Source organism: Ruania rhizosphaerae (assembly GCF_009805705.1).
In the GTDB taxonomy this organism is placed as follows: domain Bacteria; phylum Actinomycetota; class Actinomycetes; order Actinomycetales; family Beutenbergiaceae; genus Ruania; species Ruania rhizosphaerae.
In genome coordinates this window covers 39,244-64,433 of record NZ_VSMB01000014.1, presented here as the reverse complement: position 1 = coordinate 64,433, position 25,190 = coordinate 39,244, and the positions used below count along the sequence as shown (strand labels likewise).

Below are 25,190 nucleotides of genomic sequence, written 5' to 3'. Positions count from 1 at the left end.
AGCCGGTCAGAACGCAGACAGGCCCATCGGGTCGATGGTCGAGCCGTTACGCCACACCTCGAAGTGCACGTGGCAGCCGGTGACGTTGCCGGTAGCGCCGGTGTAGCCGATCGTCTGCCCCTGCGAGACCGACTGGCCCTGGCTCACCGCGAATCGGGAGAGGTGGTTGTAGACGGTCACGTACCTGCTGCCGTTGATCGTGCCGTGATTGATCATCACCTGGTTGCCGTGTGTGCCGTTCGGGGCCGGACGGACCGCGGACACCGTTCCCGCGGCAGAGGCGACCTGGGAGTTCCCGCACGCCGAACGCAGGTCCACACCTTGGTGCATGTAGTAGCCGCCCGTGATCGGGTACCAGCGCATTCCGTACCCAGAGGTCACGTACAGCGGCTGCGGGACCGGCGGTATCAGCGACCCGCTCGACGAGCTGCCGGAGCCCGCCGAACTCGATCCGCCGGATCCACCAGAGCCACCGGACCCGCCCGAGCCACCGGACCCACCAGAGTTTCCGGTGTCCCGATCGTCGGATCGACTTGCCCGCTCAGCAGCTTCTCGCTGCCGCTCACGCTCAGCCTCCCGCTCCTTCCGGTCGATCTCGGCGATCTCGTCCGCGATCTCCTCGTTGTCTTCCTCGATTTCGGCGATCTGATCGGTGTAGTCCTCCTGCAGGGTCTCGAGCTCGCCCGCCCGGGCCTCCTGATCGGCCTGCAGCTGCTCGATCTCAGCCACCAGGTCCGCCGCCTCCTGCCGGGCTACGTCCGCCGCGGCGACGGCGGCATCCGCCTCCGCCTTCAGCTCACCGATGCGTTCGGTCACCGCGTCCAACCGGGCCTGCCGGTTGCGGTTCACCGCCACCAGGTTCTCCAGGTCGGAGAGCGTCTGGTTCTGTGAGCGCAACGCCGAACTCATCACCGAGTACTGGACGGCGAAGTCGTCGGCGTCATCAGCGGCGAAGATCACCGACAGGGCAGATGCGCCCTCACCACCCCGGTAGGCCGATCGGGCGACCGCACCCATCGCTGACTCAGTCTCGGTGATCTCGCCCTCGGTGGTCGATATCTCCGACGTCAGGTCGCTCTGCTGGGCCTCGGCCACGTCCAGGCGGTCCTGCACCGATGCTGCATGGCGCTCCGCTGCCGCCAGCTCGTCGTTGGCGACGGCGAGTTCGTCCTGCGCGACTGGCAGGCGCCGCTCGATGTCGTCGAGCTCGAGGTAGACGTCGGCAAGCTCGGACTCGGTGCCCTCGAGCATCGCCGCGAGCTCTTCGCGCTCGGACTCGTTCTGCTCCTGCTGCTCCTCGAGATCGTCCCTCGTGTCGGCAACGACCGGGCCGGCGAGCAGCGCGAGTGAGCACGCCAGGACTGCGGCCAAGGCACCCCGTGCCGAACGTGAGGGACCGTGGGATCGGAAGGGACGTCGTCGCGGCATGATCACACCTTCGTGTACCGGCTGAGACTGACCAGCGAACTGATGGCCGCGAGCACGATTCCGATCGCCACCAACAGGGGTGCGACCACGAGCACGTCCCCGGTGTTGACGAAATTGACCCAGCGCACCGATTCGGCGAGCCAGTTCTCGATGATGGAGCGTACCCCCAGCCACAGCCCGGTGCTCGCCAACACGGCACCGAGCAGGGCGGCGATGGCGCCTTCGAGCATGAACGGAAGCTGGATGAAGAAGTTCGAGGCACCGACGAGCCGCATGATCGACGTCTCCCTGCTCCGGCTCATCGCAGAGAGCCGGATCGTGGTCGTGATCAGCAGCACCGCGGCCACGATCATCACCGCGGCCAGACCTGCCGCCAGGACAGTCGCACGGTTCAGGACCAGGAAGAGCGGTTCAAGAATGGACCGCTGGTCGATCACCTCTTCGACCCCGTCGCGTCCGGCCACCTCGTCGGCGACCACCTGGTACAGCTCCGGGTCAACGAGGCTGACCCGCAACGACTGCTGCATCTGGTCCACGGTGATCCGTTGCGCCCAGTCCTGATCCCCGAAGCGCTCCTGGAATGCCTCGAAGGCCTGCTCCTTCGTCTCGAGGAAGACCTCCTCGACATACGGACTGAGGGAATCGGAGGTCAGCACGTCTTGCAGCTGCTCCACCTGCTGCTCGGTCGCCTCACCGCCGGCACAGGCGGGCACCGAGGAATCCGGCGGGCACAGATAGATCGAGACCTCGACGCGGTCGTACCACTCGTCCTTCATGTTGCCCACCTGCATCTGCAGCAGTACCGCCGCGCCGACGAAGGTGAGCGAGATGAAGGTCACGAGCACGACCGAGACGGCCATCGCCATGTTCCGGCGCAGCCCGTTGCCGATCTGCGAGAGGACGAACTGAAGTCGCATCGTGTGTCCCCCGCCCTAACGCGCCGCGCCGTAGACGCCGCGGTCCTGGTCACGCACCATCTGCCCGTCGACCAGCTCGACCACGCGCTTGCGCATCTGGTCGACGATCTCGTCGTCGTGGGTGGCCATCACCACGGTGGTGCCGGTGCGGTTGATCCGGTCCAACAGACGCATGATGCCCACGGATGTGGTGGGGTCCAGATTTCCGGTGGGCTCGTCGGCCAGGATGATCGCCGGACGGTTGACGAACGCGCGGGCAATGGCGACCCGCTGCTGCTCACCACCGGAGAGCTCGTGCGGGAGCCGCTTCTCCTTCCCGGCCAGACCCACCATCTCCAGCGTCTCCGGCACGGTGGTCATCACGTGGTGCCGGGGCTTGCCGATCACCTGCAGGGCGATGGCGACGTTGTCGAAGACGTTCTTGTTGTGGAGCAGCCGGAAGTCCTGGAAGACGCACCCGATCTGACGGCGCAGCTGCGGCACCTTCCACTGGGAGAGGTTCGCCAGGTCCCGGCCCGCCACGAACACCGACCCGTGGGTGGGGCGCTCTTCTCGGAGCACCAGGCGCAGAAAGGTCGACTTGCCCGAGCCCGAGGCACCGACGAGGAACACGAACTCACCCCGGCCGACCTCGAGCGAGACCTGGTCCAGGGCAGGGCGCGCCCCGCGGGCGTACACCTTGGAGACTTTCTTGAAACGGATCACTGCGCTGCCTGGCCAGTCTTGGGGAAGTGGGGAAGGGCGAAACCTGGCCACTTGCAGGGTATGCAGCCAATCTGGTCCTGCCCGGGTGACACGCCGCGCGCCGGTCAGCGCGTTCTCTAAGCCGAGGGGCTTGTCGCGGTCAGAGGGCCGTCACCGCGTTCGAATCCCGCTGCGGCGTTCGAATCCCAGAACAGGTACCCGGAGCGGGACTCCAGCGACGTAGCGGGATTCGAACGCGCCCGGGCGTGAGCATCGCCCCGCAGTGCGGTGGGGTGAAGTCAGGCGCCTGCTTCGGCGTCGAGCTGCTGGTGCTTACGCCAGCGGATCCCGGCGTTGATGAAACTGTCGATGTCTCCGTCGAAGACCGACGAGGGGTTGCCCGCCTCGTGCTCGGTGCGCAGATCCTTGACCATCTGGTAGGGCTGCAGGACGTAGGAGCGCATCTGGTCACCCCAGGAGGCCTTGACGTCCCCTGCCATTGCCTTCTTGGCCGCGCTCACCTCCTCCTGGCGCTTGAGAAGCAGCCGGGACTGGAGCACCCGCAGGGCGGCGGCCCGGTTCTGGATCTGCGACTTCTCGTTCTGCATCGAGACGACGATGCCCGTGGGGATGTGGGTCATGCGCACGGCGGAGTCGGTCGTGTTCACGCTCTGCCCGCCCGGCCCGGAGGAGCGGAAGACGTCGACCTTGATCTCTGACTCCGGGATCTCCACGCTGTCGGTCTGCTCGATCAGCGGGATCACCTCGACCGCCGCGAACGACGTCTGCCGGCGACCCTGATTGTCGAATGGGGAGATCCGCACCAGGCGGTGCGTCCCGGCTTCCACGCTCAGGGTGCCGAAGGCGTACGGAACCTTCACCTCGAACGTCGCCGACTTCAGGCCCGCCTCCTCTGCGTAGGAGGTGTCGAGAACCGCCGTCGGGTACCCCTTACGCTCGGCCCAGCGCAGGTACATGCGCATGAGCATCTCGGCGAAGTCGGCGGCATCCACGCCACCGGCTCCTGCACGGATCGTCACGACGGCCTCGCGCTGGTCGTACTCGCCCGAGAGCAGGGTGCGGATCTCCAGATCTTCCAGCGCGGCACGGATCGTCCCGAGCTCCGCCTCAGCCTCAGCGAGGGTATCGGCGTCGTCCTCCTCCTGCGCCAGCTCCACCAGCGCACCGAGATCGCCGATCCGCTCGGCGAGCCGCTCCAGACGTTCGAGCTCGGTCTGCGCGTAGGAAAGCTGGCTCGTGACCTGCTGCGCAGCCTCGGGGTCGTCCCACAGGTCCGGGGCGGCCGCCTCCTCCGAGAGCTGGGCGATCCGCTCCCGCAACGCGTCTGGGTCACTGACGGCGGTGATCGAGTCGAGGATCTGGCGCAGACCCTGGATCTCTACGGGGAAGTCGGTAGCCACAAGTGGCAAGGGTACGCGATCGACCTGCCCCCGATCACGTCGGCCGGGCCGGCCGAGGCGGTCGAGCCCCTGGTACGCCCATCAGCGCAAGCGCCGCGAGAGCACGGTGCGGTAGGCGGAGAGCCCGCGCCGGACGGCGTCCGGCACCTTGACCGACTCCTTCGGCGTGAGCAGATCGACGATCGAGAACGGCAGATCGGAACCGACCACCGACCGTCGGTGACTGAACGTCTCGAACCCGAACCTGCCGTGATACTGCCCCATACCGGAGGCACCCACGCCGCCGAACGGCAGCCCAGGAACCGACTGCGAGAGCGCGTAATCGTTGCGGGCCACCCCACCGGACCGGGTACGAGCCACGAAGGTCCGGTAGTCGACATCGTCCGGGCCGAACCAGCTCGCCACCAGCGGCTCCGGCTTATCGGCCAGTTCCTCGAGCAGATCCTCCAGATGGTCATACGGATGGACGGCGAGCACCGGTCCGAAGACCTCTTCGTGGGCGATGCTCATCTCCTCCGTCACCCCGAGCACCACCGTGGGCGGCATGATCCGCGCCGAGCGCAATGCCTCCTGGCCACTGTCGTCCGATCGGACAGCCGTGAGCACCTGCGCCCCCTTCTCCGCAGCGTCCTCCAGCAGCGCGGTGATCCGCTCGTAGGCACCATCGGAGATGAGCGTGGGCATCTCATCGCGCTCGAACATGTCCGGCACTACGCGACCCCAGGTGGAGAAGACCTCCTGGACGAAGGTGCGGGCGGACTCCGTCGGCACGTAGACGTCTTCAGGGGCGATACACGCCTGACCGGCGTTCACCAGACGCGCCGTCGCCACCCTCGCCGCGGCACGCCGCACCACTGCCTTCTCCCCCGCCGCAGCCGGCGCCAGAACAACCGGGTTCTTGCCGCCCAGCTCCAAGGTCACGGGCGTGAGGTTCTTGGCTGCCGCCGCCATGACCGCTGATCCCGTCGCCGCAGATCCGGTGAAGAACAGGTGATCGAGCGCCAGACCCGCGAACTCGCGGGAGACCTCCACATCGCCGGTCACCACCGCCACCTCCTCGACGTCGAAGGCGTCGTGGACGGCGTTCGCGAACACCTCGGAAGTGGCGGGTACGGCTTCGGACATCTTGATCATCACCCGGTTCCCGGCAGCCAGTGCGGACAGGGCCGGGATCGCGGTCAGATTGATCGGAAAGTTCCAGATGCCCATGACTCCGACCACGCCCAAAGGCTCCGGGTGAATGGCGGCATCCAGCCCGACGGCGCTGGCCACCGCGCCGGGGACGCGGCCCCACGGGCGCCGCGGGCGCATCCAGTAACCCACGCGCGCACGGGCAAGTTCGGCGTCCAACGCGAGGGTCGCGATGTCCGAGACGAGCGTCGTGACCTCTGGACGATGACCGAAGTCGTTCGAGATCGCCTCCACCAGCTCGTCGGTGTGCGCCACCACGGCATGAGCGAACCGATCGATCCGGTCGCGGCGAGTGGCCGCATCCGGGAAGCCGTCCCGGTGGAAGGCGTTGCGCTGCAGCTGCAGCACCTCCGACATCGGAGTCGACGTCGCCGTGGCGCTCATGCGGTACCCCTCTGGTCTGAGTTCTGCGGTGCCTCGCTACGGCACACCTCGTTCCTCGCCGTACCTACGCGGGGGCTCCTCGACCTCATCCTCGCCCCGTGGTCTGAGTTCTGCGGTGCCTCGCTGCGGCACACCTCGTTCCTCGCCGTACCTACGCGGGGGCTCCTCGACCTCATCCGTCCACTGTGCCCCGTCCGGCGCCCGTCCGCCAAACAGAACCGGCACCGTCCTCGCCGCCGAACGCTGACTTCTGAGACATCCGCGGACTCACAAAGACCGCACAACCCAGCATTGGCCAGGCGTCTCAGGCGTGATCTGCAGACAGCGCCCACCCGCCGCGTCGATAGGCGGGCGTACCCAATGCGAGCACCAGCGTCGAGGCCACCATCGCAGCGACGATCACCACGCTCATCGCGGTCGCCGTCGCGCCGAGCAATCCGACCGCGGGCGCCACCATCCCGGCGACGCCGGCCTGGGAGAAGCCGATGAGGGCCGCTGCGGACCCAGCCCGCTCTCCGTGGCGCGTCAGTGCCATCGCGGAGGCGTTCGGTGGAACGAGGGCGTTGACGAACAGCATCAGCCACAGCGGCACGCACAGTCCGATCAGACCGCCGAAACCGGTCGCGGCGATCACCAGCAACACCACGGCCAGCGTGGTCGAGATCGGTAGTGCCAGCCGGATGAGACGAACCGGGGCGAAGCGCCGCACGAGCGCAGCATTGAGCTGGGAGCCGAGAACGAGCCCGATGCCGTTGATCGCGAACAGCAGCGAGAACTGCCCCTCGGAGAGGCCATATCCCTCGCGGATCACGAATGGCGAACCAGAGACATAGGCGAACAGTGCGGCCATCCCCAACCCGGGCAGCAGGGCGAGGGCGACGAACTGCCGGTCCGCCAGCAGCACCCGGTAGGTACCGAGCACCGACCGGGCCGATCCGGTGTTGCGACGCTCCACGGGGAGCGACTCGGGAAGGAAGCGCCACACGATCACCAGCAGCACCGCACCGTACAGCGCCAGTGCGGCGAAGACCATCCGCCAGTCCCAGACGGCAGCGATGAGTGTGCCGAAGGTCGGAGCGAGCAACGGCGCCACCCCGATCACCAGCATCAGCCTCGAGAGCACGGCCGAGGCCTCGGCGCCCGAGAGGCGGTCGCGGATCACGGCCACGGCGACCACGCCGGCTGCGGCGTTGCCCATCCCCTGGATCATCCGCAGCACGATCAGCGGGGCCACATCGGCGGCTGTCAGGCACAGCAGCGAGGCGATGATGTGCACGACGATGCCCACCAGCACCGGCAGTCGCCGGCCGTACTTGTCCGACAGCGGACCGATGAGCAGTTGCCCGAGCGCGCCGCCGATCAGCGTGGCGGTGATCGTGAACTGCACCGACGCCTCGCCGGCGGCCAGATCACGGACGACCTCGGGCAACGATGGCAGGTACATGTCGACGGTCAGAGCGCCGAGGGCAGCCATGGACCCCAGCAGGAGAACCAGCTTGGGAGAGGTGCGTCGCCGGGTGGTGGGTGGCGCCGGCGCACCTGTGCCACGCCCATCGGTGCGGCGCACCTCGGTATCCGGCCGGTTCGCGTCGATCACCACATCTGCCGGCACACCGTCCAGCGCGGCCTGGGTCGCACGAGTCGGCGGGGTCACCGATGACTCGTCAGTGTCGGGCATGCCGGTCGGCAGCGAGAGGTCATCGACGGGCAGGTGGTCGGCGCGGGCGCGAGGGGCAGCGTCGGAGGTCACGGCGGGGTTCCCGGAGGTAGAGCGCGAAAGAACAGCGGGCTACACCATTCTCCGGGCGGCTCTACCATCCGGTCGAATCGATTCGCGCTGGATTGCTGTGATACTGCCGACACCGGTCATCGGCCTGCAAAGCACGTACCGGGAAACGACCTCAGGCAGGTCGTCAGGAGGTCTTGGCCGCCGCCTTCTTGGCCTGCTTGTACTCACGTACCCGCAGCAGAGACTCGGCATCGACGACGTCCGCAACCGAGCGATGCCCGTCGAGTGCGTAGTCCCCTGCCGCTTCCTGCCATCCGTCCGGGCGCACCCCGAGCTGCTTGGCGAGCAGCGCGACGAAGATCTGCGCCTTCTGCTTCCCGAAGCCAGGCAACGCCATGATCCGCTTCACCAGTTCCTTGCCTGACGCCGCCTCCGACCACAGGCGGGTGACATCGCCGTCGTAGTCGTCGGCCACGATCCGGGCAAGCTCCTGCAGGCGGCCGGCCATCGACCCGGGGAACCGGTGGATCGCCGGCGGAGTCGAGCACATGGCTTTGAACTCCTCCGGGTCTGCCGCCGCGATAGCGGCCGGGTCCAGCGTGCCGAACCTGGTGAGGACTTTCCATCCACCCCGGAAGGCGTGCTCCATCCCGTATTGCTGGTCGAGCATCATCCCGACGAGCACGGCGAACGGATGCTCGTCGAGGACCTGGTCGGCTGCCGGCTCATTGGCGATCTGGAATCCCACGAGCACATGATCGCACGGGGCCGCGAGAGGCAACAGGGACCTGCAGGGGCGTGTAGAACCGGTCAGGCGACGACGTCGAGAGCATCCGACACCAGCAGCCAAAGCAAAGTGACGGCAAAGTATTCTTTACTGGAGCCAAAGATTCCTGTGGAGATCGTCTCGGAATGATAACGATGGTCGACGGCGTCACGCGCCTTCCGTCCACCTGTTCCACTATGGCGAGAGTGACGTCAAACCCGCAGGATCACACAGATTGCTCGGTACCCACCAGAGTGCTCGCGACGCACCTGCGCGCGGGTCTGGCCCGTTTGAGCACGCACGCCCCGTTGCTTAGCGTGGAGTGGCATCGAAGACCAGTCGGGGTGACCCGTCCGGTACCGCGCGCCTGATCAACTTCGCCGGACACACGTCCTGGCGAGGCGACAGAGGGGGCCGCACCCCCAGTGCACGGGGGTTGGTGACCGGGAGGCTTGGCCTCGTCCAACCGAAGGGATCAAGATGACAATCACGACGCGACGGAGTGTCGCGCTGACCGCAGCCGCGGGGGCAATCGCCTTCGGACTGGCCGCGTGCGGCGGTGGCGACACTGAAGGTGGCAACGACGACACGAACGGCGGAAACGGCGGCGACAACTCCGGCGGCACCCTGGCCGAGCTCCAGGAGTCCGGAACCATCACCGTGGGCATCAACGGTGAGGAGCCCTACAGCTTCCTGGACGACGAAGGGAACCCGACCGGCGCCACGATCGCGATCCACGAGGCCGTCTTCGCCGAGCTCGGGATCGATGACATCGAGGCCACCGTGGTCGACTGGGACGCCCTCATCCCGGGTCTGAACGCCGGCCGCTTCGACGCGATCTCGGCGGGGATGTCGATCCTGCCGGAGCGCTGCGCCGAGGCCGACTTCGGTGTTCCCGAGATCATGTACACCACCGGGCTGATGGTGCCGGAGGGCAACCCCAACGGCCTGGCCACCCTCCAGGACATGGTCGACACCGACCTCACGCTCGCCGTGGGTAGTGGCGCCATCGAAGAGGGCTACGCCACTGATCTCGGCATCGAGTACGAGACCGTGGGAACCAACGAGGACGGTATGGAACTCGTCGAAGCTGGGCGTGTCGACGCCTACGCCTTGACCGGCATTTCCCTGCGTGCGCTCGCTGAGCGCAACCCGGATGTTCCGGTCGAGGTGACCGAGTCATTCGTGGCAGAGGTCGACGGCATCTCCCAGGTCGGTGCGGGCGCGACCGTATTCCACCCGGACGACGACGAGTTCCGTGAGGCCTACAACGAGGCCTACCGCAGCGTGATCGGCAGCGCGGAGGACTTCGAGTCCGTCGTCGGTGAGTTCGGGTTCAGCGCCGCTGAGTACGCGCCGGAGGACATCACCACTGAGATGCTCTGCGCCGGCGAGCTTCCCGAGGCTGGCTGAGCACCCTTCTCGTGGACGCGTTCCTCGATGATCTGAGCACGGCGGCGCCGCGTTTCTGGGACGGACTGGTGGTCACCCTCCAGCTCGGCCTGGGCGGCGCCGCCGTCGCTTTCGTGATTGCCGTCGCGCTCGGGCTACTGACGCTGAGCCCGAATTCCTGGCTACGGGCACCCGGTCGCATGGTGGTGGAGTTCTTCCGCGGCACGTCGCTCGTGGTGCAGTTGTTCTTCTTCTTCTTCGTGCTCCCGCAGATCGGCTTGGAACTCGACCCGATCCCGGTCGGTATTGCCGCTCTCGGGCTCAACTACGGCGCCTACGGTGCCGAGGTCGTCCGTGGCTCTCTCGCGGCGGTCCCCAAGGCACAGTGGGAAGCGACGACGGCTCTGTCCATGGGTTCCGTCCAGCGCATGGCGCGCATTATCTGGCCGCAGGCATGGGCGCTGATGCTTCCTGGCCTGAACAACCTCTTGGTCATGCTGGTCAAGGGGACGGCCCTGGCGAGCTTCATCTTCTTGCACGACGTGACATTTGTGGCCGATGACCTACGCCGGACGATGGGCAAGCTGTTCTCGTTCGGGATCGGTTTTGCGATCTACTACGCGCTGAACCAGCTCCTCTCCAGCGGGATGCGCATCCTGGAGCTTCGCGCCCAGCGGCGTCTCGGTCTGAAGCCGGAGAGCCGCAAGGCCACCAAGCGCGCTGAAGCCGTGGCGGGGGTGGGCTGACATGAACTGGAGCTGGGACCACGCAGCAGCCGTGCTGCCAGAGCTACTGTCCGCGTTCCTTCGCGTCACCCTTCTGGTGACAATCGTCTCCTCGATCGGCGCAGCGGTTCTCGGCCTGGTCTGGGCCATCGTCCTCCGTGAGGCACCCAAGGTGGTCGCTGCGATCATCTTCCGCATCCTCGACATCATCCGGATGACGCCGATCCCGTTGCAGCTGGCCGCGATCTGGGCCTTTGTCATCACAACCGATGTTGAGGCGCTCACAGTCGGGCTCATTGTGTACGCGGTTCACTACTCGACGTATATGGCGGAATCGTACCGTGCTGGGATCGAGTCCATCCGCCCAGGTCAGTGGGAGGCCGCCACGGCGCTGTCGATGTCGAAGGGCCGCACCTGGCGGGCGGTGATCATCCCGCAGGCGTTGCGAGCCACCGTTCCTTCGCTCGGAAACTGGGCGATCGCCATGTTCAAGGACACCCCCTTCCTGATCATGATCTCGGTGCCCGAGATGGTCACCGCGGCCGAGAAGTACGGCGGCAGCACCTTCAGCTATGACGAGCCGTTCATCCTCGCCGGCCTGATCTTCCTCGCGGCGAGCTACCCGACCGCCGTCCTGATGCGCAAACTGGAGAACCGCCTTGCCACCTACTGATGAGTCCCTGCAGCCGGTGCCCGGTGCCCCGGCCCTGACGTTCGAGAACGTCGTCAAGAAGTTCGGCGACCTGACCGTGCTGAACGACCTGAACTTCGAGGTCGAGCGCGGCCAGCGCGTCACGCTGATCGGACCGTCGGGTTCCGGTAAGACGACGATTCTGCGCCTGGTGATGACCCTGGAGTCCCTCACCGGCGGCTACATCCACGTCGACGGCGTCCCGCTGACCCACGTCGAACGTGGCGGCAAGCGCGTGGCCCGCCGTCACAAGGACGTCGCTCAGCTGACCCGCCGGATCGGGATGGTGTTCCAGCAGTTCAACCTGTTCCCGAACATGACCGTGATCGAGAACATCATCGAAGCGCCGGTGCATGTGCTCGGCAAGTCAAAGGAGGAGGCTCGCACTCGCGGGAAGGAACTCCTGGAGCAGGTCGGCCTGGGCGACAAGGCTGACCAGCACCCGAGCCGGCTCTCCGGTGGTCAGCAGCAGCGCGTGGCCATCGCCCGCGCGCTGGCGATGGACCCGGAGATCCTGCTGCTGGACGAGGTCACCTCGGCCCTGGACCCCGAGCTCGTGGGCGATGTGCTCCAGGTGCTGCGCGATCTGGCCGAGAACACCGACATCACGATGCTGATCGTCACCCACGAGATGCAGTTCGCCCAGGACGTCTCCGACCGGGTGCTCATGTTCGACAGCGGGCACATCATCGAGGACGCTCAGCCCGACGTGATGTTCTCCAACCCCACGCACGAGCGCACGAAGGAGTTCCTGCGCGCGGTCCTGTGACGACCTAGCCACACCTCACGACGGCGGAGCTCACCTACGGAAGGTGAGCTCCGCCGTCGTGGTTGAGCCGGTCTCAGTTACCGGAGCGACACAGATGCGTCGACTCGTGCAGCTGGGCACCCCGGCTCAACGCGCCCGTGTCGACCCGGTCAGGTTCCCAGGTCGATGCGGCGCAATCGCAGGGCGTTGAGGGCCACGACGACCGTGGAGGCGCTCATCAGCAGCGCTCCTACCGCCATCGGCATGACGAACCCGATAGGCGCCAGCACACCCGCGGCGAGCGGCACGGCGATGAGGTTGTACCCGCTGGCCCACCACAGGTTCTGCACCATGATGCGATAGCTGGCGGCGGAAAGCCGCACCACCTGCAGCACCGACCGGGGATCGTCGCCGGCGAGAATGACCCCCGCTGAGGCGGCCGCCACATCCGTGCCGGCTCCGATCGCAATACCCACATCGGCCTGGGCGAGCGCCGGGGCATCGTTCACGCCGTCGCCGACCATCGCCACCACCCGGCCCTCGTCCTGCAACTGACGAACTCGGGCGTTCTTGTGCTCGGGGCGCACCTGGGCAAACACCTGGTCGATCCCGAGTTCCTCGGCCACCGCCTGGGCGACCGGTTCGGCGTCACCGGTGATCATGACTACCCGGACGCCCTCGGCGTGCAGATCTGCCACAGCTTGGCGTGACTCGGGCCTGATGTCGTCGGCGAGGGCGAGTGCGCCGATCACGGTTCCCGCGCGGCTCACGTGCAACACCGTGTGGCCCCGCTCAGCCCATGCGGTGGTCTCCGGGAGCGCGGCCGCACCGAGTTCGCCGAGCAATGCCGGTCCCCCGACCCGCACCTCCTGGCCCTCGATCTGTGCTCGGACGCCGACGGCCGGCTCCGAGGAGAATCCCGAGGCCGCGGGCAACGTGAGGTGTTCGGCCGCCCGGACAATGGCTCGTGCCAGTGGGTGCTCACTGTCGGCTTCGGCGGCCGCAGCCAGGCGCAGCACCTCGTCGGTGTCGTCGCCGGCGATGTGCTGCACAGCGGGCTCGCCCTTGGTCAGCGTGCCGGTCTTGTCGAAGAGCACGGTGTCGATCGTTCGGGCACGTTCCAGCGCGAGCCGGTCCTTGACCAGGATTCCGGCGCGTGCGGCCCGCTCGGTGGAGATGGAGACCACCAGCGGGATCGCCAGCCCGAGCGCGTGCGGGCAGGCGATCACGAGCACGGTGATCACGCGGATCAGCGCCTGATCCGGGCTCCCGAGCGCGAGCCAGACCACCGCGGTCAGCACGGCCGCGCCGAGCGCGAACCAGAACAGCCAGCCCGCGGCGCGATCGGCCAGCCGCTGCACCTTCGTGGAGGTGGACTGCGCCTCGGCGACCATCCGCTGGATGCCCGCGAGCGCCGTCTGCTCCCCCACGGCCGTGATCTGCACCCGGAGCCCGGAGTCGGTGGCGACGGTGCCGGCCACCACGGTCTCTCCCTCCCCACGCGCAACCGGAGCGGACTCCCCGGTGATCATCGACTCGTCCAGGTGAGCCCGGCCGTCGATGATCTCGCCGTCGGCGGGGATGCGCCCGCCGGGGCGGACGACCACGATGTCTCCCTGGGTCAGTTCACCCGGGGCGACCGTGACGATCTCACCGCCGTGGTCCACGCGCTCGGCCTCATCCGGCAGGAGGGAGGCGAGAGAGTCCAGCGCGGAGGAGGTCTGGGCAAGCGATCGCATCTCGATCCAGTGGCCGAGCAGCATGATCACCACGAGCAGGGCCAGCTCCCACCAGAACTCGAGGTCGTGCGGCAGAAGCCCGAGCGTGGCACCGGCCGAGGCGAGGAATGCCACAGTGATCGCCATGCCGATGAGCAGCATCATGCCGGGCGCGCGTGAACGCAGCTCCGAGACCGCGCCGGTGAGGAACGGCCGCCCGCCCCAGACGTAGATCACCACGCCGAGCACGGCGGGAATCCACGCAGTTCCCGACGGCGGAGCGTACCCGAGCAGGTGCCCGAAGGCCGGTGAGAGGGCCACCGTGGGCACCGCCAGGGCGAGCATGATCCAGAACAGCCGGCGGAACTGGGCGACATGGTCGCCGTGTTCATGGTGGGCGTGATGGTCATCGCCACCCTGCTGGTGGTGGTCGCTGTGCTCATGGTGGTCATGGCCGCCCTGCTGCTGGTGATGGCGATGACCGCTGTGCTCGTCGTGACCGTGACCGCTGGGGCCCTGTTCGCCGGGTTCCTCGTGCTCGCGACCGGTGTGCTTGCTGTGGTCGTGGGTGCTCATCTGCATCCTGTCGTTCGCCATGTCGTTCTGAACACGATACCCCCTAGGGGTATTCCAGGCAATGATTCCGAGCCGGTTCCGGCTGCAGCCAGGGGGCTTCTCTCGTTGCGGTGACAGACCCGAGCCGCGAGCATCGTGCCGGTGGCCTCCGCACCGCCACCTCCATGGCAGCACCCCGGTCACTCCGGCGCATCTCCGGGCGAAGGCGCACTTCCATACCCGGCCACGGAAGCGTGCCGCGGTGTTCCATCACGAGCCTCGATCCGGGACCATGGTGTTCGGCGCATCTGCCGCGATCACAGCACTGGTGGCGTGGTCGGTGCTGTAGCGGCTGGTCCCTGGATCCCGGAGGCTTCGATGGACATCGTGCAGGTGCTGCTGATCATCGCTCTCGTGACCACAGGCCTGTCCGCGGGGGTCTTCTTCACCTTCACGACGCTGATCGTGCCCGGGCTGCGCGATGCACCGGCGCGGGAGTCGCTCGCCGGGTTTCAGACGATCGACCGGAGACTGCAGCCGACTGCGCCCTCCGTCGACTGGCAGCCGGTGTTCGGCGTGGTCGTGTTCGGGACGTCCATCCTGCTGCCGGTCGTGTTCGTGGTGAGCCTGTCGTCCCTCAGCACGACGTCCTCGGTCCTGCTCGCTGCGGCCGCGCTGCTGTACGCCGCCGGCTTCTGGCTCCCGACGCTGACCGTCATCCTGCCGTTCAACAACCGAGTGCGGGACATGCGCCTCGAAGACGCAAGTGCCGAGGCGATCGCCGCGATGCGGGCGGAGTTCGACCGGGTGTGGGTGGGGTGGAACCTCGTGCGCACCGTCGCCTCGACGCTGAGCCTCGTGCTACTAGCGATCGCGGCGGTGGCCTGAACTCAGCCAGGCGGCGACTCGGGCGAACGCGTCAAGCGCATCGGGCGACCGCAACGTACAGCAAGCGGTCGCCGCTCAGACGTCGTCTGCCTCTCCGAAGGCGGTCACGTCGATGACGAACCCGTCAGCGAAGGGAATGATCGCCCACGGCACCAGCGGGGGCCGCACTCGTGCGGTCAGTGACACCTGCGCCGTCAGGCCATCAGGGCTTCCAGTCGGCGGAACCACGCCGAAATCCTCAAACTCTGCCACCCCGGCCGGGGCCGCTGCCAGGTAGTCGGCCACGGCACCCTGGACGGAGGCATCCGTGAGCGGAAGGTCACCGGGATCGACTGCCGCACCGCCGTAGAAGGACGCTTCGTCGACCGCGTCTGCCGCATCCGCGGCGAGCGCATCGGCGAGCGAGAGCAGCCGCTTGCGTTCGAGGTAGATCGCGCTCACCGACACCACGACGAGCACGAGGGCAAGCGTGACCACGCCGTAGACCAGCGAGAGCAGCAGGATCTGACCGTCGTCGTGGCCCTGCGACCGCCAGCGTGCGCGCAGCCGGGTCAGCAACGTTTGAGTCACGGCAACTCCCGGAAGTCGTCGACGGCGGTGAGCGCCTCTCCCTGGACGTGCACCTGAGTGGCGAGGGCACCGGCGAGAAACTCCGGCACGAGCGGGAGGTCCACGTCGGCACTCACCTCCAGGTGCAGGTACGCGCCAGGGCTCAGGCACGGGTCCTCCTGGCAGGTCACCTCCAGCGCATGCTCCCCGTCGACGGTGAAACCCTGGTCGGCGAACGCCAGCTCCACGGCCAGCTCGGCCTGCGAGACTCCCTCGGCCATCGTGTCGGCCTGCGCGATCAGACGGCCCGCATCCCGAGCCGCACCGTCCGCCGCGAAGGCGGCCGCCTGCACGCGGCTGAGCGTGACGATCAGGTAGACGGTCGGCACGAGCAGGATGAGCGCGACCCCGAGGAACTCCACCACCGCACTCCCCCGGTCGGTGCCCGCCCGCACCGCAGCCCACCGACGGCGCAGCCATCGCATCGCACGCATCATTCGGCCACCGCCCGCCCGGTCACGGTGAGCACACCCGACGGGCCGAACAACCCCAGCACGGGGATGGGCGCTCGAACGTGCACCTCGACCAGGTCGACTCCGTCGATCGATCCGGTCTCCGCGCTGACGTCGGAGGCATAGTCCTCGGGCAGGGTCATCCCGATCAACTGGGCCGTCCGGTCCTGTCCGGCGGCGAGGGCGCTCTCGTGCAGGGCCGCGTACCGGGCCCCCTCAGCCGCGGCGTCGACCAGCACCGTGCGCACATGGAGCGTCAGCGCGAGCTGGATCACGCCGAGGACCAGGGCGGTCACCAATACCGAGACCAGCAGGAAGTCGACCAACGCCGAGCCGCGCTCGGAGTCGTTCACTGGCTCAGCACGCGGTCCATCGCCGTCTCGAACACCTGGGTGAGTGCCTCGCCCGCAAGCGCCCAGATCAGGACCACGAGGCCTGCAGTCATGAGGGTGACTGATACCTGGGCTCACCCGGGGTGAACGCTGGCACCGGTCATCAACGTCACTCGCCCGTGGAGTCACCCGAGTTAGCGCCGCAACTCTCCAATGTGGGAGGCGATCGCGCGCAGCGCATGGGCAAGGTTGCGCATCGGTTTGTCAGCACCGGAAGTTGCTTCGGGGCCTGTCGTCGGCACTGGGGCAATCGCACCCAGAACTCCGGTATCGAAGACAAAAGTGTCGGAGAACGGGGTCCCCAGCTCGTCTCTGTATCTGACCCTGACGGTCGACCTTGCATCAACCCCCGACTCTGTAATCCCCTTGGCGGGATCGTGCCTCCACATCACTCGTTCTCGCGCGCCCGGCGCCAGCCAGCGCTCCGACTCCAGGTAGCTTGCCAGCGGTGTGGCGATGTGGTCCTCAGGGTTCTTCTTCGTGAGGCCTTCGACGGTGTAGGTGATCTGACGTGCGCTGGTTCTTCCGTAGTTGCGCACGATCAGATCCCATGATCCAGCTCCATGAAATCCGGGGACGACTTCTGCGACGACGTATGGACGGCCCTCCCGCTCAGCTTGCGCTCTCAGCAAGCTGAGTTGGCGGCGAGCGCTCGTCAGTGTCCCGACGGCCCCAACCAGAAGGCCGATCGTTGCCAGAGCAGTCACGGCAGCTGCAATCGCAGCCACCCATGCCAAAGCGGCGTCCACAGGCACTCCCTCGACGATCTTGACCCACCCTGTCATCGGTCCTCACCCTCCCAGACCGGCACCACCCTCACCGTAGAACGCGGCCGCGCCGGCGTCACCACCACCCGGTCGATCAGCTGCCGCAACGCACCCCGCCGCAACTCCACCGACAGGACCTCCCAGTCGGCCAGGAGGTCACGTGCGAGCTCGGGCGCCGGTGCCCGCCTCGATGCGACAGCGGCCGCCTGCTGCCGCGCCTGCAACCCCTCCAACTGCTGCGTGAGCTCGTCGCGGATCTGCGCGTACATCGACTCCGGGATCGTGCCCGCGATGTGGCCACGGGTGGCCCGCAGCAACTGGGCATTCACCCTCTCCACCTCACGTGTCAGTCGGGTGGCCAGGGACTCCTGACGGCGTGCTGACCGCTGCTGCAACGAAGACGCCTCCCCCGCCGCTTCCACGTCGGCGGCGAGGTCACGCAACCAGGCGAGCACCGCACCTTCGACGACACGCATGGACGCGTACCCGCCAGGGTGGCGGTCCTGCGCATGCGCCTGCTTGCACCGGTACTTCGGCTCCCGTGCCCCACCGAACTGCCCCCCGTTCATGGACGACCCGCACTGGCAGCGGACCATGCCCGAGAGGAGGTATTGGGACCGTTCCGTCGTGCGCTCGACGCGCCGTTCTCGGCGGGCGACCTGGTACGCGTCCCACTCCCCCATGCTGATCACCGCTTCATGGGCGCCGGGACGTTGCTCGCCACGGACGTTGATGAGACCGGCACCGAACCCAGAGTCCAGTACCCGCCGCAGCGACCGATCAGACCAGGGACCAGCACCGGAGGCGGAGTAGCCGGGGAGCGTTTCGTACCCGTTGCTGTTGAGCCACCGCACCAACCCGTACACCGACTCACCGGCGATATAGCGGCGGTACAGCGACGCCAACACCGGCCCGGTTTCCGGGTCCGGCTTGTGCAGCTTCTCCTCCGGGTCGTAGGCGTACCCCCACCGGGGCTTCCCATTCGCGGGTCGCCCCTGCGCGACGCGGCGGGCGTGGGCTTCCTTCCACGTGTCACCGATGCGTTCGGATTCGAAGGCGGCGAGCTCGGCCATGACACCGCGGGCGAACCTGCCCGAGCTGGTGGCGACGTCGATCGGTTCGGTGGCGGATTCGATACGGCCGCCGGCTTGCTCGACGAGGTCAACGGCGACCGCCCAGTCACGCCGTGACCGGGACAGGCGCGACCACTTCCACAGGATCACGACGTCAGCGTCACCGGCTTCGATCATGTTCATGACGCGTTGCACGGCGGGGCGTTTCCAGGTGCGGCCGGTGATACCGGGGTCGGCTTCGACGGCGACGACCTGGTAGCCGTGGCGTTCTGCGTGGTCGCGGCCGGAGGCTTCCTGGACTTCGAGGCTGATGGATTCCTCGCGGTGGGTGGATTGGCGGAGGTAGAGGACGGCGCGGAGGGGTCGTTCGGGTGCGGGTTGTAGGTGTCGCTTCTGGTTCGGGGGCATCATGACCGCCGCGGCTTGGCAAGGGCCCGTCGCAGTCGGTTCACGACGATGGGGGCGTACGCGTTGGCGGCCGGTGTGGCGATGAGGTGGTTGAGGCGCTGGTAGTAGCGGGTGGCGGACAGGTCGAGTTGTTCGCGGATCGCGGTCTCCTTGGCGCCGGCGTACTTCCAGAACCGTGCTTCGAGGTCGAGGATCGCGCGGTCGGTGTCCGGGAGGTCGACGGCCTGAGTGGTCATGAGCGCCGCTCCTGCGCCCACTGGTGGACTTTCCGCAGGCGGAGTAGGCCTCGCACGCCCCAGATGATGGATGCGAGCACGAGGAACACTCCGAGGAGGGTGACGAGCTGGGCGTCTTCGCCGATGACGATGAGGAGGATCCCGAGGACGAGTGCGATTGGGCTGAAGATCAGCATCATGGTCGGGTCTTTCGGGCGCTGTGTGTTCGTGTTCACGGGGTCCTCCACGGGTGCTTCGGGTCTGTTCTGGATCGTAGGTGTGGGTGCTGACATTGGCTTCCCGGGGCTGGTGTGTCCGGGTGTGTCCCAGGTGTGTCCGGAAACACCTGGTTGGGTGTGTCCCGGTCCCGCTCCCCCCTACGGGGAGCGGGACACACTCAGAGGCCCCGGATGCAGTCGGTGTGTCCCGCCTGGGTTGGGACACACTCAGGCGCCACCCTCGGTCTCCTCGTAGACGCGGATGAGGGTCGCGGTCTCGTCGGGGGTGAGATGGTCGATGCGATCCTTGAGGACCTCGACGGTCACCCACAGCACGTCCGCTGCTTCATGCCAGTCCTCGGTCCAGCGGAGGGCATCGATCAGGGCGTCGATGGTGATGAGGCGGCGAGCGGTGGCTACACGCACCCACGCCTCCACACGCGGGTGGCACCCGGACGTGTGGCCCTGTTCGATGTGGATCAACTCGTGGGTGGCAGCTACGCGGCGTTGCACCTGCAGCAGGCGGGTGTCCATCCAGATGCGGCGCCCGTCAGTGGCTGCGATCCGCCCCCGCGGTTGGTCGGTCCAGTGGACGTCGACGTGCGTGAGAGTGCGGAGTGTTCGCCAGGGGTGCCACATGGTGGTCGACCGTACGACCGACCAACGACATTCAATCCAGGTCACCGCGATCGAAGATCTGGCGCTCATCCGTTCGCTGACCCGCGAGTGAACGCAAGAAGGTAAGTCGTGTCGACAGCTCGCGGTCCAGAGAATCGACAGCGACTTGCTTCTCGACCTCAAAGTGGGCGCTCGACCCAAGGGTCAGTCGCAAGTCAGCCAGTTGGTCGGGCTCGATGTGCACCTCATGCGCTGGCGCGTTCCGGTACAACGCCGTCTTGAGCTTCACGAAGCCGGACTCGCGCAACTCTGTCACGCGGCCGTGGACATAGGTCCGCTCGAACCGTGACCTCGGCACAGACTGCCGCGTGACGTAAGCGCGGCCGACCGCGGTCAGCCAAGACGTCGTGATGTCTCCCGAGAGCGCAAGCCAACTCACTTGAGCACTGAGGTCGCGCTTCTCAAGGGTCGCCGTGAAGCGATCGAGGCCATCAACCATGTCGAGCCACGGGCGCAAATCGTTCTCCCCTTCCGCAGCGCTGACGAGCTTTACGAAGCGACGACCGACTGCCTCAGCTGGCGATGTATCGACTTGAACCATGGTGTCGTCCATGACGTCTCCCTCGACTTTTGGCGCTACCGGGCGGAAGTGCACCACGGTGCTGCCCCTGCTGAGACCAGCAAGCGCCATCGAGATCTTGCCGCCGTCGTCGAAGGCACGGCGGACACTATCCAGGAGAGACGAGAGCTCAAGATCCAGGAGTCCTTCATCGGTGCCCTCACCGACCAGGCGTACGACAAGTTCTTCGCCGAGGCGCGCACGACGATCGAAGGAGCGCATCGCCGCTAGTTGGTTGCGGCGCGAGTTGACTTCGACCTCAAGCGCGTCTTCGTCGACGTCAGGCTGCGATGCTAGCCACTCCCGGGCAGCACCGAGACGATGCGCAAGAGCGTTCCGGACTTCGCGGTTCACAACGTCACCTCCACGTACCCTCGTTTCGGCGGTGCAGACTCGACCGTCGGCTCAGGAGTCGAGTCTTCACCCTCCATCCGACATCGCTGCCACCAATCATCCCACCCTCCGCGCTGCCTGAGATAGTCAAGCTCCGGGGAACCTAATTCATCGAGCCGGAAGACAGAGCGGACCGGACGATAGAGGAGCTCGATCGGACTCACGCCGAGTTCTTCGAGCACTCGCTCGCGAGAGAAGAGCTTGTTGACCTGGGAGGCCCCTCTCGGAACACCCTTGAGGGCATCTTTTGCGGGACCATCCACACAGACCGTGGCGTCAATGTTGCGTGGGTCATGCTTCGCGCTGACGAAGCTCCCGCCCAACCAGAGGTAGTGGACCAGTGGTCGTCCGGCTAGTCGGTCTTGATGCTCCTCTTCGATGGCAAGGAAGCGGGCTACGTACTGCTCCAGCCCTTCCCACAGAGTGGAGCGCGTTTCCGATCCCACGAACCGCTCGGCCTCGACTAGCTCCTCCTTGGCTTGGTACCAGGAGAGTCGGGTTCGCCCGGGCTCCATGTGGCGCCCATCCACTGTGAACTCAAGCACCATCAGTCCTCTTGCCCCCGCTGGTCGTGCTCGCCTGTGGTGGTGTCTGGCGGGTTGCCTGGTTCGCCGTCCATGGCCGCGAGGTCGTCCGGCATGGGCGGCATGCCCTCCACGCCCGTGTTGGTGTGGAGGGTTCGTACGTTGGTGGCCGGCGGGGTGCCGGCGGGGTTCATGGGGGTGGGACCGGTTTCGGCATCAGCATGTCCCACCACCTCCTCTCGCTCAGGGGCAGCCATCGCCCGTATGAGCTCGGCCAGCGCCTTCTGCTGTCGAGCTGTGAGCAAGTTGACCTCGCCGGGCGGTTCCCACGCCCGGCGTACCGGCTGGTCGCGTCCGATCCACTCCGACACGCGCTCCGGGTCTACGTGGAGGGCGTCGGCGATCTTCCCGATCGTCTGGGGGCTCGTCCGGCGCTTCCCCTCGACCATCTGCGTGATCGTGGTAGTGGAGACGTCAGCGAGCTCTGCCAGCCGGTTCCATGACGGCCGCCCGTTCCGGGGGTCGGTCGCCTTGGCGCGGATCATGGGTTCGACCCACGGGCCGGTCGGTTCGTTGCTCACGTCTACAGACTCTCCAGTGTCACGCGCTCGGTACGCCAGCACCAGAGTAGACGCAACGTCTACAGATTCCACGGTTGTAAGTACGCGATTCCAACGATCAGACCGTGACGGCACCCGGCGCTGGGAGTAGACAACCGCGTCTAATGTGTCTAGTCTCTTGCGTGACACACCACAGTCGTCTACTCTCAGGAGGGAGATGAAGTGATCGTTCGAGAGAGAAGGTTCGACGTGCGGCTCATCAGCGCTAGCGCACTGGCGCAGTACATGAAGTACCGCGACCTCAGCGTGCGCGAGCTCGCCGACAAGGTCGGATGCTCGCGCGCCACGATCGGGCACCTGCGATCCGGGCATCGCACCTACATCCGGCCCGACTGGGCCAAGGCCATTGAGAAGTGCCTGGATGCACCCAGGGGCTCTCTTTTCGTGGCCGAAGTGTCCACTGTCACGCGGGAGATCGCACGGAAGGTGCCGGCGTGACTACCCGTCAGGAAGCCATCCGGGCCGCCGGGGCAGCGATCGCCGAGGCCTACGCGCAGCTCGACGAACTGCCGGTGGAGGAAGCAGCGCGGGCGGCGTACACGCCCACCGGTCCCCCGCTCGCGGAACTCGAGCAGCGGATCCGGGCCCGCCGCGGTCTGGACACACGGGAGTCGGGCGCGGCCTGACCCCGGACACAGCGAAGCCCGGCCACAACAACCACGCCGGACCGGGCTTCACCCAACAACAAGGAGCGTACGCGATGCAGGACATCACCGTCATGAACCACACCGGCCAGGTCACCCAAACCAGCGTCGACGGCACCACCCGCGGGCATGCGGTCATCCGCATCCACGAGGACACCCGCCTCGACGTCGACCACCGCAGTGGGCGGGTCGCGATCTACGCCGGCGGCGTCGAGATCGTCCTCTCCCCTTCCCAGGCCCGCCGACTCGCCTCCCACGTCGAGGGAGCCCTTGACCCCAGGCCGCGGCATTTGTCGGCGGTGTCCTGATGCGCCGTCTCGCCTGGGCCCTCGCTGAAGCCGCCACCTTCGTCTTCTTCGTCGGCGCTGGCTTCCTCCTCGTCATCGCACTCACCTGAACGGAGCAAGACCCGTGAACACCAAGACCACCAAGAAGCAGCAGGACGAGACCGACCGGCAACTGCGCATTGAGCAGCTCGTCCTCGAACACGCCAAGACCGACGCCGACATCAAAGCCCTCACCGACCGCAAAGCCGAACTCAAGGCGCTCATCGCCGACGAGCTCGACGAGGGAAAGCATCCGTTCGGGGAGTACGACGCCGTCGTGACATGCCCGATGCGGCTCGACACGGCCGCGTTGGCGAAGGACTACCCGATCACGCAGCACCCGAACCTCTACAAGGCGTCCCTGGACACGGCCGAGGTGAAGAAGCGGTTCGCGCCCGCCGCGCTGGATGAGTACCGGAGCCCGGGGGCGAAGGTCGTCACGATCCGTGAGGCGGGTCAGCGATGAGCGCCGGACCCGTGACCCGCATCCAGGTGACCATCACGGTCGTCGACGGGCCTACCTCTACCAACTGCCGCGGCCAGCACTTCACTGTCGCGCAGGTGACGTATGAGGCGTTCGTCCTCGACGGGCGCGCTTACCGTGTGGTCGTCGTCCGTGGTGACAGGCCGGGCATGAACGACACCCTGTACGCGGACGACCCACTGATCAGCCAGTTGCCGGTGGCGCCCACCTGGTTCGAGTCAGGGTTCGCTGCGCTCAAGCGAAGCCTGACCGCAGCGGCGGATGCCTGATGGCCCGCTACGCCGAGAGCACCCAGGTCTCCTCCGACCGGTCGCGCGCCGAGATCGAACGGACCCTGACCCGGTACGGCGCCAGCTCCTTCACCTACGGGTGGGACGGCGCGCGCGCCGCGATCGGGTTCGTCATGGACGGCCGGCAGATCCGGTTCGTGCTCCCGCTGCCCGACCGCAACTCTGACGAGTTCCGACTGACGCCTACGGGCAAGGATCGGACGGCCAGCGCGGCTGAGACGGCGTACGAGCAGGCCGTCCGGCAGCGGTGGCGGGCCCTCGCGCTCATGGTCAAGGCCAAGCTCGAGGCGGTCGCGGCCGGCATCGTGACGTTCGAGGTCGAGTTCCTCCCCCACACCGTGCTCCCGTCGGGGCGCACCGTGGCCGAGGACGTGCTGCCCGCCGTCGAGGAGGCGTACGCCTCCGGTCAGGTTGGTCGCCTGCAGATCACGGGCGGTGCATCATGACCGCCACCGCGGTGCTGCCGCCGGTGCACGCCCCGTACGCCGGTGGTGACCCCGCTGCCGCGTTGAAGGATGCCGAGCGGATCATCGCCGACTCGATCATGAACGCCCCTAGGTCGCTGCAGGTCGAGATCGGGCCCTCCGAGATCGGCAACCCGTGCGACCACTGCCTGGCCGCCCAGTTGGCCGGCTGGTCGCAGAACGCCGAGCTCGGGTGGTTGCCGTTCGTCGGCACCGCCGTGCACTCCGCGTTGGAGGTGTTCTTCATCGAGCACGAGAACCACCGCAACGCGAACCACACCACCGGGCGCCGTTACCTCACCGAGCACAAGGTCCTGGTCGGCCAAGTGGCCGGGACGGACGTGTGGGGCACGTGCGACCTGTTCGACACCGTCACCGGGATGACCGTCGACTGGAAGATCGTCGGTATCACCACCCTGCGGGCGGCGAAGAAGCGCCCGAAGCCGGAGCACCGGGTGCAGGCGCACCTGTACGGCCGCGGCTGGGTCAACGCCGGGTACCGCGTGGAGCACGTCGCGATCGCGCACCTGCCCCGTAACGAGCAGTCCATGACGCGGGCGGTGTGGTGGCACGAACCGTACGACGAGCAGGTCGCCGTCGACGCGCTGGATCGTGCCACGCAGTTCGCGGTGAACCTGCAGGCCCTCGCGACCGCTGGCGCTGAGGTGCGTGACGGCTGGATCACCAGCCTGCCGCGTGCTGAGGGGTGTTTCGACTGCCCCCGCTACCCGGACCGTCCGGCCGGGATGACGAAGCCGGGGCACCGGCCGCCTGGTGACCAGCTCGCCGGGCTCATTGACTCCCCTGTCGCGCCCGCGGCCAGGGGTTAACCCCGCC

Annotated in this window: 31 protein-coding genes; 12 read left to right on the top strand and 19 right to left on the bottom strand. The window is 67.2% G+C overall.

The features are described from left to right. Positions 1 to 6: 6 nt before the first annotated feature. The 7 genes from FV560_RS20570 to FV560_RS16810 all read right to left on the bottom strand — a co-directional run bounded on the left by FV560_RS20570 (position 7) and on the right by FV560_RS16810 (position 8,502). A complete protein-coding gene (locus FV560_RS20570; protein WP_159622730.1) occupies positions 7 to 1,428 on the bottom strand; it encodes a M23 family metallopeptidase in 1,422 nt (473 codons plus the stop codon). Positions 1,429 to 1,430: 2 nt separating this feature from the next. Then, on the bottom strand, positions 1,431 to 2,345 hold the full coding sequence (gene ftsX / locus FV560_RS16835) for a permease-like cell division protein FtsX (protein WP_159622729.1): 915 nt from the start codon (positions 2,343 to 2,345) through the stop codon (positions 1,431 to 1,433). Between the two features lie 15 nt (positions 2,346 to 2,360). After that, positions 2,361 to 3,050 (bottom strand): cell division ATP-binding protein FtsE, encoded by a 690-nt coding sequence (ftsE, locus tag FV560_RS16830; protein WP_159622728.1) that lies wholly within the window; start codon positions 3,048 to 3,050, stop codon positions 2,361 to 2,363. 278 nt (positions 3,051 to 3,328) lie between these two features. Then, a complete protein-coding gene (gene prfB, locus FV560_RS16825) occupies positions 3,329 to 4,450 on the bottom strand; it encodes a peptide chain release factor 2 (RefSeq protein WP_159622727.1) in 1,122 nt (373 codons plus the stop codon). Between the two features lie 81 nt (positions 4,451 to 4,531). Next, a complete protein-coding gene (locus FV560_RS16820; RefSeq protein ID WP_159622726.1) occupies positions 4,532 to 6,025 on the bottom strand; it encodes an aldehyde dehydrogenase family protein in 1,494 nt (497 codons plus the stop codon). 304 nt (positions 6,026 to 6,329) lie between these two features. Next, the gene (locus tag FV560_RS16815) at positions 6,330 to 7,775 is read right to left on the bottom strand and encodes a multidrug effflux MFS transporter (RefSeq protein WP_235020187.1); all 1,446 of its coding nucleotides are present in this window, start codon (positions 7,773 to 7,775) and stop codon (positions 6,330 to 6,332) included. A 163-nt stretch (positions 7,776 to 7,938) separates the two neighbouring features. Beyond that, positions 7,939 to 8,502: an HhH-GPD-type base excision DNA repair protein gene (locus tag FV560_RS16810; RefSeq protein ID WP_159622725.1), complete on the bottom strand. Its 564-nt coding sequence runs from the start codon at positions 8,500 to 8,502 to the stop codon at positions 7,939 to 7,941. Between the two features lie 498 nt (positions 8,503 to 9,000). Here FV560_RS16810 and FV560_RS16805 point away from each other — a divergent pair, with 498 nt between their 5' ends. The 4 genes from FV560_RS16805 to ehuA are packed head-to-tail and all read left to right on the top strand — an operon-like array spanning position 9,001 to position 12,097. Continuing rightward, positions 9,001 to 9,933, top strand: coding sequence for a transporter substrate-binding domain-containing protein (locus FV560_RS16805; RefSeq protein ID WP_235020186.1), 933 nt, complete (start codon positions 9,001 to 9,003; stop codon positions 9,931 to 9,933). Between the two features lie 11 nt (positions 9,934 to 9,944). Continuing rightward, entirely contained in the window at positions 9,945 to 10,658 is a 714-nt protein-coding gene (locus FV560_RS16800; protein WP_159622724.1) for an amino acid ABC transporter permease, read from the top strand. Between the two features lies 1 nt (position 10,659). Continuing rightward, on the top strand, positions 10,660 to 11,310 hold the full coding sequence (locus FV560_RS16795; protein WP_159622723.1) for an amino acid ABC transporter permease: 651 nt from the start codon (positions 10,660 to 10,662) through the stop codon (positions 11,308 to 11,310). Next, a complete protein-coding gene (gene ehuA / locus FV560_RS16790) occupies positions 11,297 to 12,097 on the top strand; it encodes an ectoine/hydroxyectoine ABC transporter ATP-binding protein EhuA (RefSeq protein WP_275401916.1) in 801 nt (266 codons plus the stop codon). Before FV560_RS16795 ends, ehuA begins: the two co-directional genes overlap by 14 nt. A 149-nt stretch (positions 12,098 to 12,246) precedes the next feature. On the opposite strand, the gene FV560_RS16785 is transcribed toward ehuA, so the two are convergent. Then, complete coding sequence (locus tag FV560_RS16785; protein WP_159622769.1) at positions 12,247 to 14,376, bottom strand: heavy metal translocating P-type ATPase; 2,130 nt, start codon at positions 14,374 to 14,376, stop codon at positions 12,247 to 12,249. A gap of 351 nt (positions 14,377 to 14,727) precedes the next feature. Between FV560_RS16785 and FV560_RS16780 the strand changes: the two genes are divergently transcribed. Next, positions 14,728 to 15,237 carry an anthrone oxygenase family protein gene (locus tag FV560_RS16780; protein ID WP_159622722.1) on the top strand — a complete coding sequence of 170 codons (510 nt, stop codon included), beginning with the start codon at positions 14,728 to 14,730 and terminating at the stop codon, positions 15,235 to 15,237. A gap of 75 nt (positions 15,238 to 15,312) precedes the next feature. On the opposite strand, the gene FV560_RS16775 is transcribed toward FV560_RS16780, so the two are convergent. The 11 genes from FV560_RS16775 to FV560_RS16725 all read right to left on the bottom strand — a co-directional run bounded on the left by FV560_RS16775 (position 15,313) and on the right by FV560_RS16725 (position 22,106). After that, the gene (locus tag FV560_RS16775) at positions 15,313 to 15,807 is read right to left on the bottom strand and encodes a pilus assembly protein TadG-related protein (protein ID WP_159622721.1); all 495 of its coding nucleotides are present in this window, start codon (positions 15,805 to 15,807) and stop codon (positions 15,313 to 15,315) included. Continuing rightward, positions 15,804 to 16,271, bottom strand: coding sequence for a pilus assembly protein (locus tag FV560_RS16770; RefSeq protein WP_159622720.1), 468 nt, complete (start codon positions 16,269 to 16,271; stop codon positions 15,804 to 15,806). Before FV560_RS16770 ends, FV560_RS16775 begins: the two co-directional genes overlap by 4 nt. A gap of 8 nt (positions 16,272 to 16,279) precedes the next feature. Next, entirely contained in the window at positions 16,280 to 16,651 is a 372-nt protein-coding gene (locus FV560_RS16765) for a TadE/TadG family type IV pilus assembly protein (RefSeq protein ID WP_159622719.1), read from the bottom strand. A gap of 173 nt (positions 16,652 to 16,824) precedes the next feature. Next, a complete protein-coding gene (locus tag FV560_RS16760; protein WP_159622718.1) occupies positions 16,825 to 17,475 on the bottom strand; it encodes a hypothetical protein in 651 nt (216 codons plus the stop codon). Then, the gene (locus FV560_RS16755; protein ID WP_159622717.1) at positions 17,472 to 18,938 is read right to left on the bottom strand and encodes a recombinase family protein; all 1,467 of its coding nucleotides are present in this window, start codon (positions 18,936 to 18,938) and stop codon (positions 17,472 to 17,474) included. The genes FV560_RS16760 and FV560_RS16755 overlap by 4 nt, the downstream gene beginning before the upstream one ends. Then, positions 18,938 to 19,174: a DUF3263 domain-containing protein gene (locus FV560_RS16750; protein ID WP_159622716.1), complete on the bottom strand. Its 237-nt coding sequence runs from the start codon at positions 19,172 to 19,174 to the stop codon at positions 18,938 to 18,940. Before FV560_RS16750 ends, FV560_RS16755 begins: the two co-directional genes overlap by 1 nt. After that, complete coding sequence (locus tag FV560_RS16745) at positions 19,171 to 19,389, bottom strand: hypothetical protein (RefSeq protein WP_159622715.1); 219 nt, start codon at positions 19,387 to 19,389, stop codon at positions 19,171 to 19,173. Before FV560_RS16745 ends, FV560_RS16750 begins: the two co-directional genes overlap by 4 nt. Before the next feature lie 210 nt (positions 19,390 to 19,599). Beyond that, positions 19,600 to 20,010, bottom strand: a complete 411-nt coding sequence (locus FV560_RS16740; RefSeq protein ID WP_159622714.1) for an ImmA/IrrE family metallo-endopeptidase — start codon at positions 20,008 to 20,010, stop codon at positions 19,600 to 19,602. 31 nt (positions 20,011 to 20,041) lie between these two features. Continuing rightward, positions 20,042 to 20,962, bottom strand: a complete 921-nt coding sequence (locus FV560_RS16735; RefSeq protein ID WP_159622713.1) for a hypothetical protein — start codon at positions 20,960 to 20,962, stop codon at positions 20,042 to 20,044. Further along, the gene (locus FV560_RS16730) at positions 20,959 to 21,549 is read right to left on the bottom strand and encodes a DUF6932 family protein (protein ID WP_159622712.1); all 591 of its coding nucleotides are present in this window, start codon (positions 21,547 to 21,549) and stop codon (positions 20,959 to 20,961) included. Before FV560_RS16730 ends, FV560_RS16735 begins: the two co-directional genes overlap by 4 nt. Continuing rightward, entirely contained in the window at positions 21,549 to 22,106 is a 558-nt protein-coding gene (locus tag FV560_RS16725) for a helix-turn-helix domain-containing protein (protein ID WP_159622711.1), read from the bottom strand. The genes FV560_RS16730 and FV560_RS16725 overlap by 1 nt, the downstream gene beginning before the upstream one ends. A gap of 201 nt (positions 22,107 to 22,307) precedes the next feature. Here FV560_RS16725 and FV560_RS16720 point away from each other — a divergent pair, with 201 nt between their 5' ends. The 7 genes from FV560_RS16720 to FV560_RS16690 all read left to right on the top strand — a co-directional run bounded on the left by FV560_RS16720 (position 22,308) and on the right by FV560_RS16690 (position 25,183). Further along, positions 22,308 to 22,583: a helix-turn-helix domain-containing protein gene (locus FV560_RS16720; protein WP_159622710.1), complete on the top strand. Its 276-nt coding sequence runs from the start codon at positions 22,308 to 22,310 to the stop codon at positions 22,581 to 22,583. Then, positions 22,580 to 22,771, top strand: coding sequence for a hypothetical protein (locus FV560_RS16715; RefSeq protein ID WP_159622709.1), 192 nt, complete (start codon positions 22,580 to 22,582; stop codon positions 22,769 to 22,771). Before FV560_RS16720 ends, FV560_RS16715 begins: the two co-directional genes overlap by 4 nt. 74 nt (positions 22,772 to 22,845) lie before the next feature. Further along, positions 22,846 to 23,097, top strand: coding sequence for a hypothetical protein (locus FV560_RS16710; protein WP_159622708.1), 252 nt, complete (start codon positions 22,846 to 22,848; stop codon positions 23,095 to 23,097). A gap of 103 nt (positions 23,098 to 23,200) precedes the next feature. Continuing rightward, on the top strand, positions 23,201 to 23,581 hold the full coding sequence (locus tag FV560_RS16705) for a hypothetical protein (protein ID WP_159622707.1): 381 nt from the start codon (positions 23,201 to 23,203) through the stop codon (positions 23,579 to 23,581). Next, positions 23,578 to 23,868 carry a hypothetical protein gene (locus FV560_RS16700; protein WP_159622706.1) on the top strand — a complete coding sequence of 97 codons (291 nt, stop codon included), beginning with the start codon at positions 23,578 to 23,580 and terminating at the stop codon, positions 23,866 to 23,868. The genes FV560_RS16705 and FV560_RS16700 overlap by 4 nt, the downstream gene beginning before the upstream one ends. Continuing rightward, positions 23,868 to 24,335, top strand: coding sequence for a hypothetical protein (locus FV560_RS16695; RefSeq protein WP_159622705.1), 468 nt, complete (start codon positions 23,868 to 23,870; stop codon positions 24,333 to 24,335). Before FV560_RS16700 ends, FV560_RS16695 begins: the two co-directional genes overlap by 1 nt. Next, positions 24,332 to 25,183 carry a hypothetical protein gene (locus FV560_RS16690; RefSeq protein ID WP_159622704.1) on the top strand — a complete coding sequence of 284 codons (852 nt, stop codon included), beginning with the start codon at positions 24,332 to 24,334 and terminating at the stop codon, positions 25,181 to 25,183. Before FV560_RS16695 ends, FV560_RS16690 begins: the two co-directional genes overlap by 4 nt. Positions 25,184 to 25,190 lie beyond the last annotated feature (7 nt).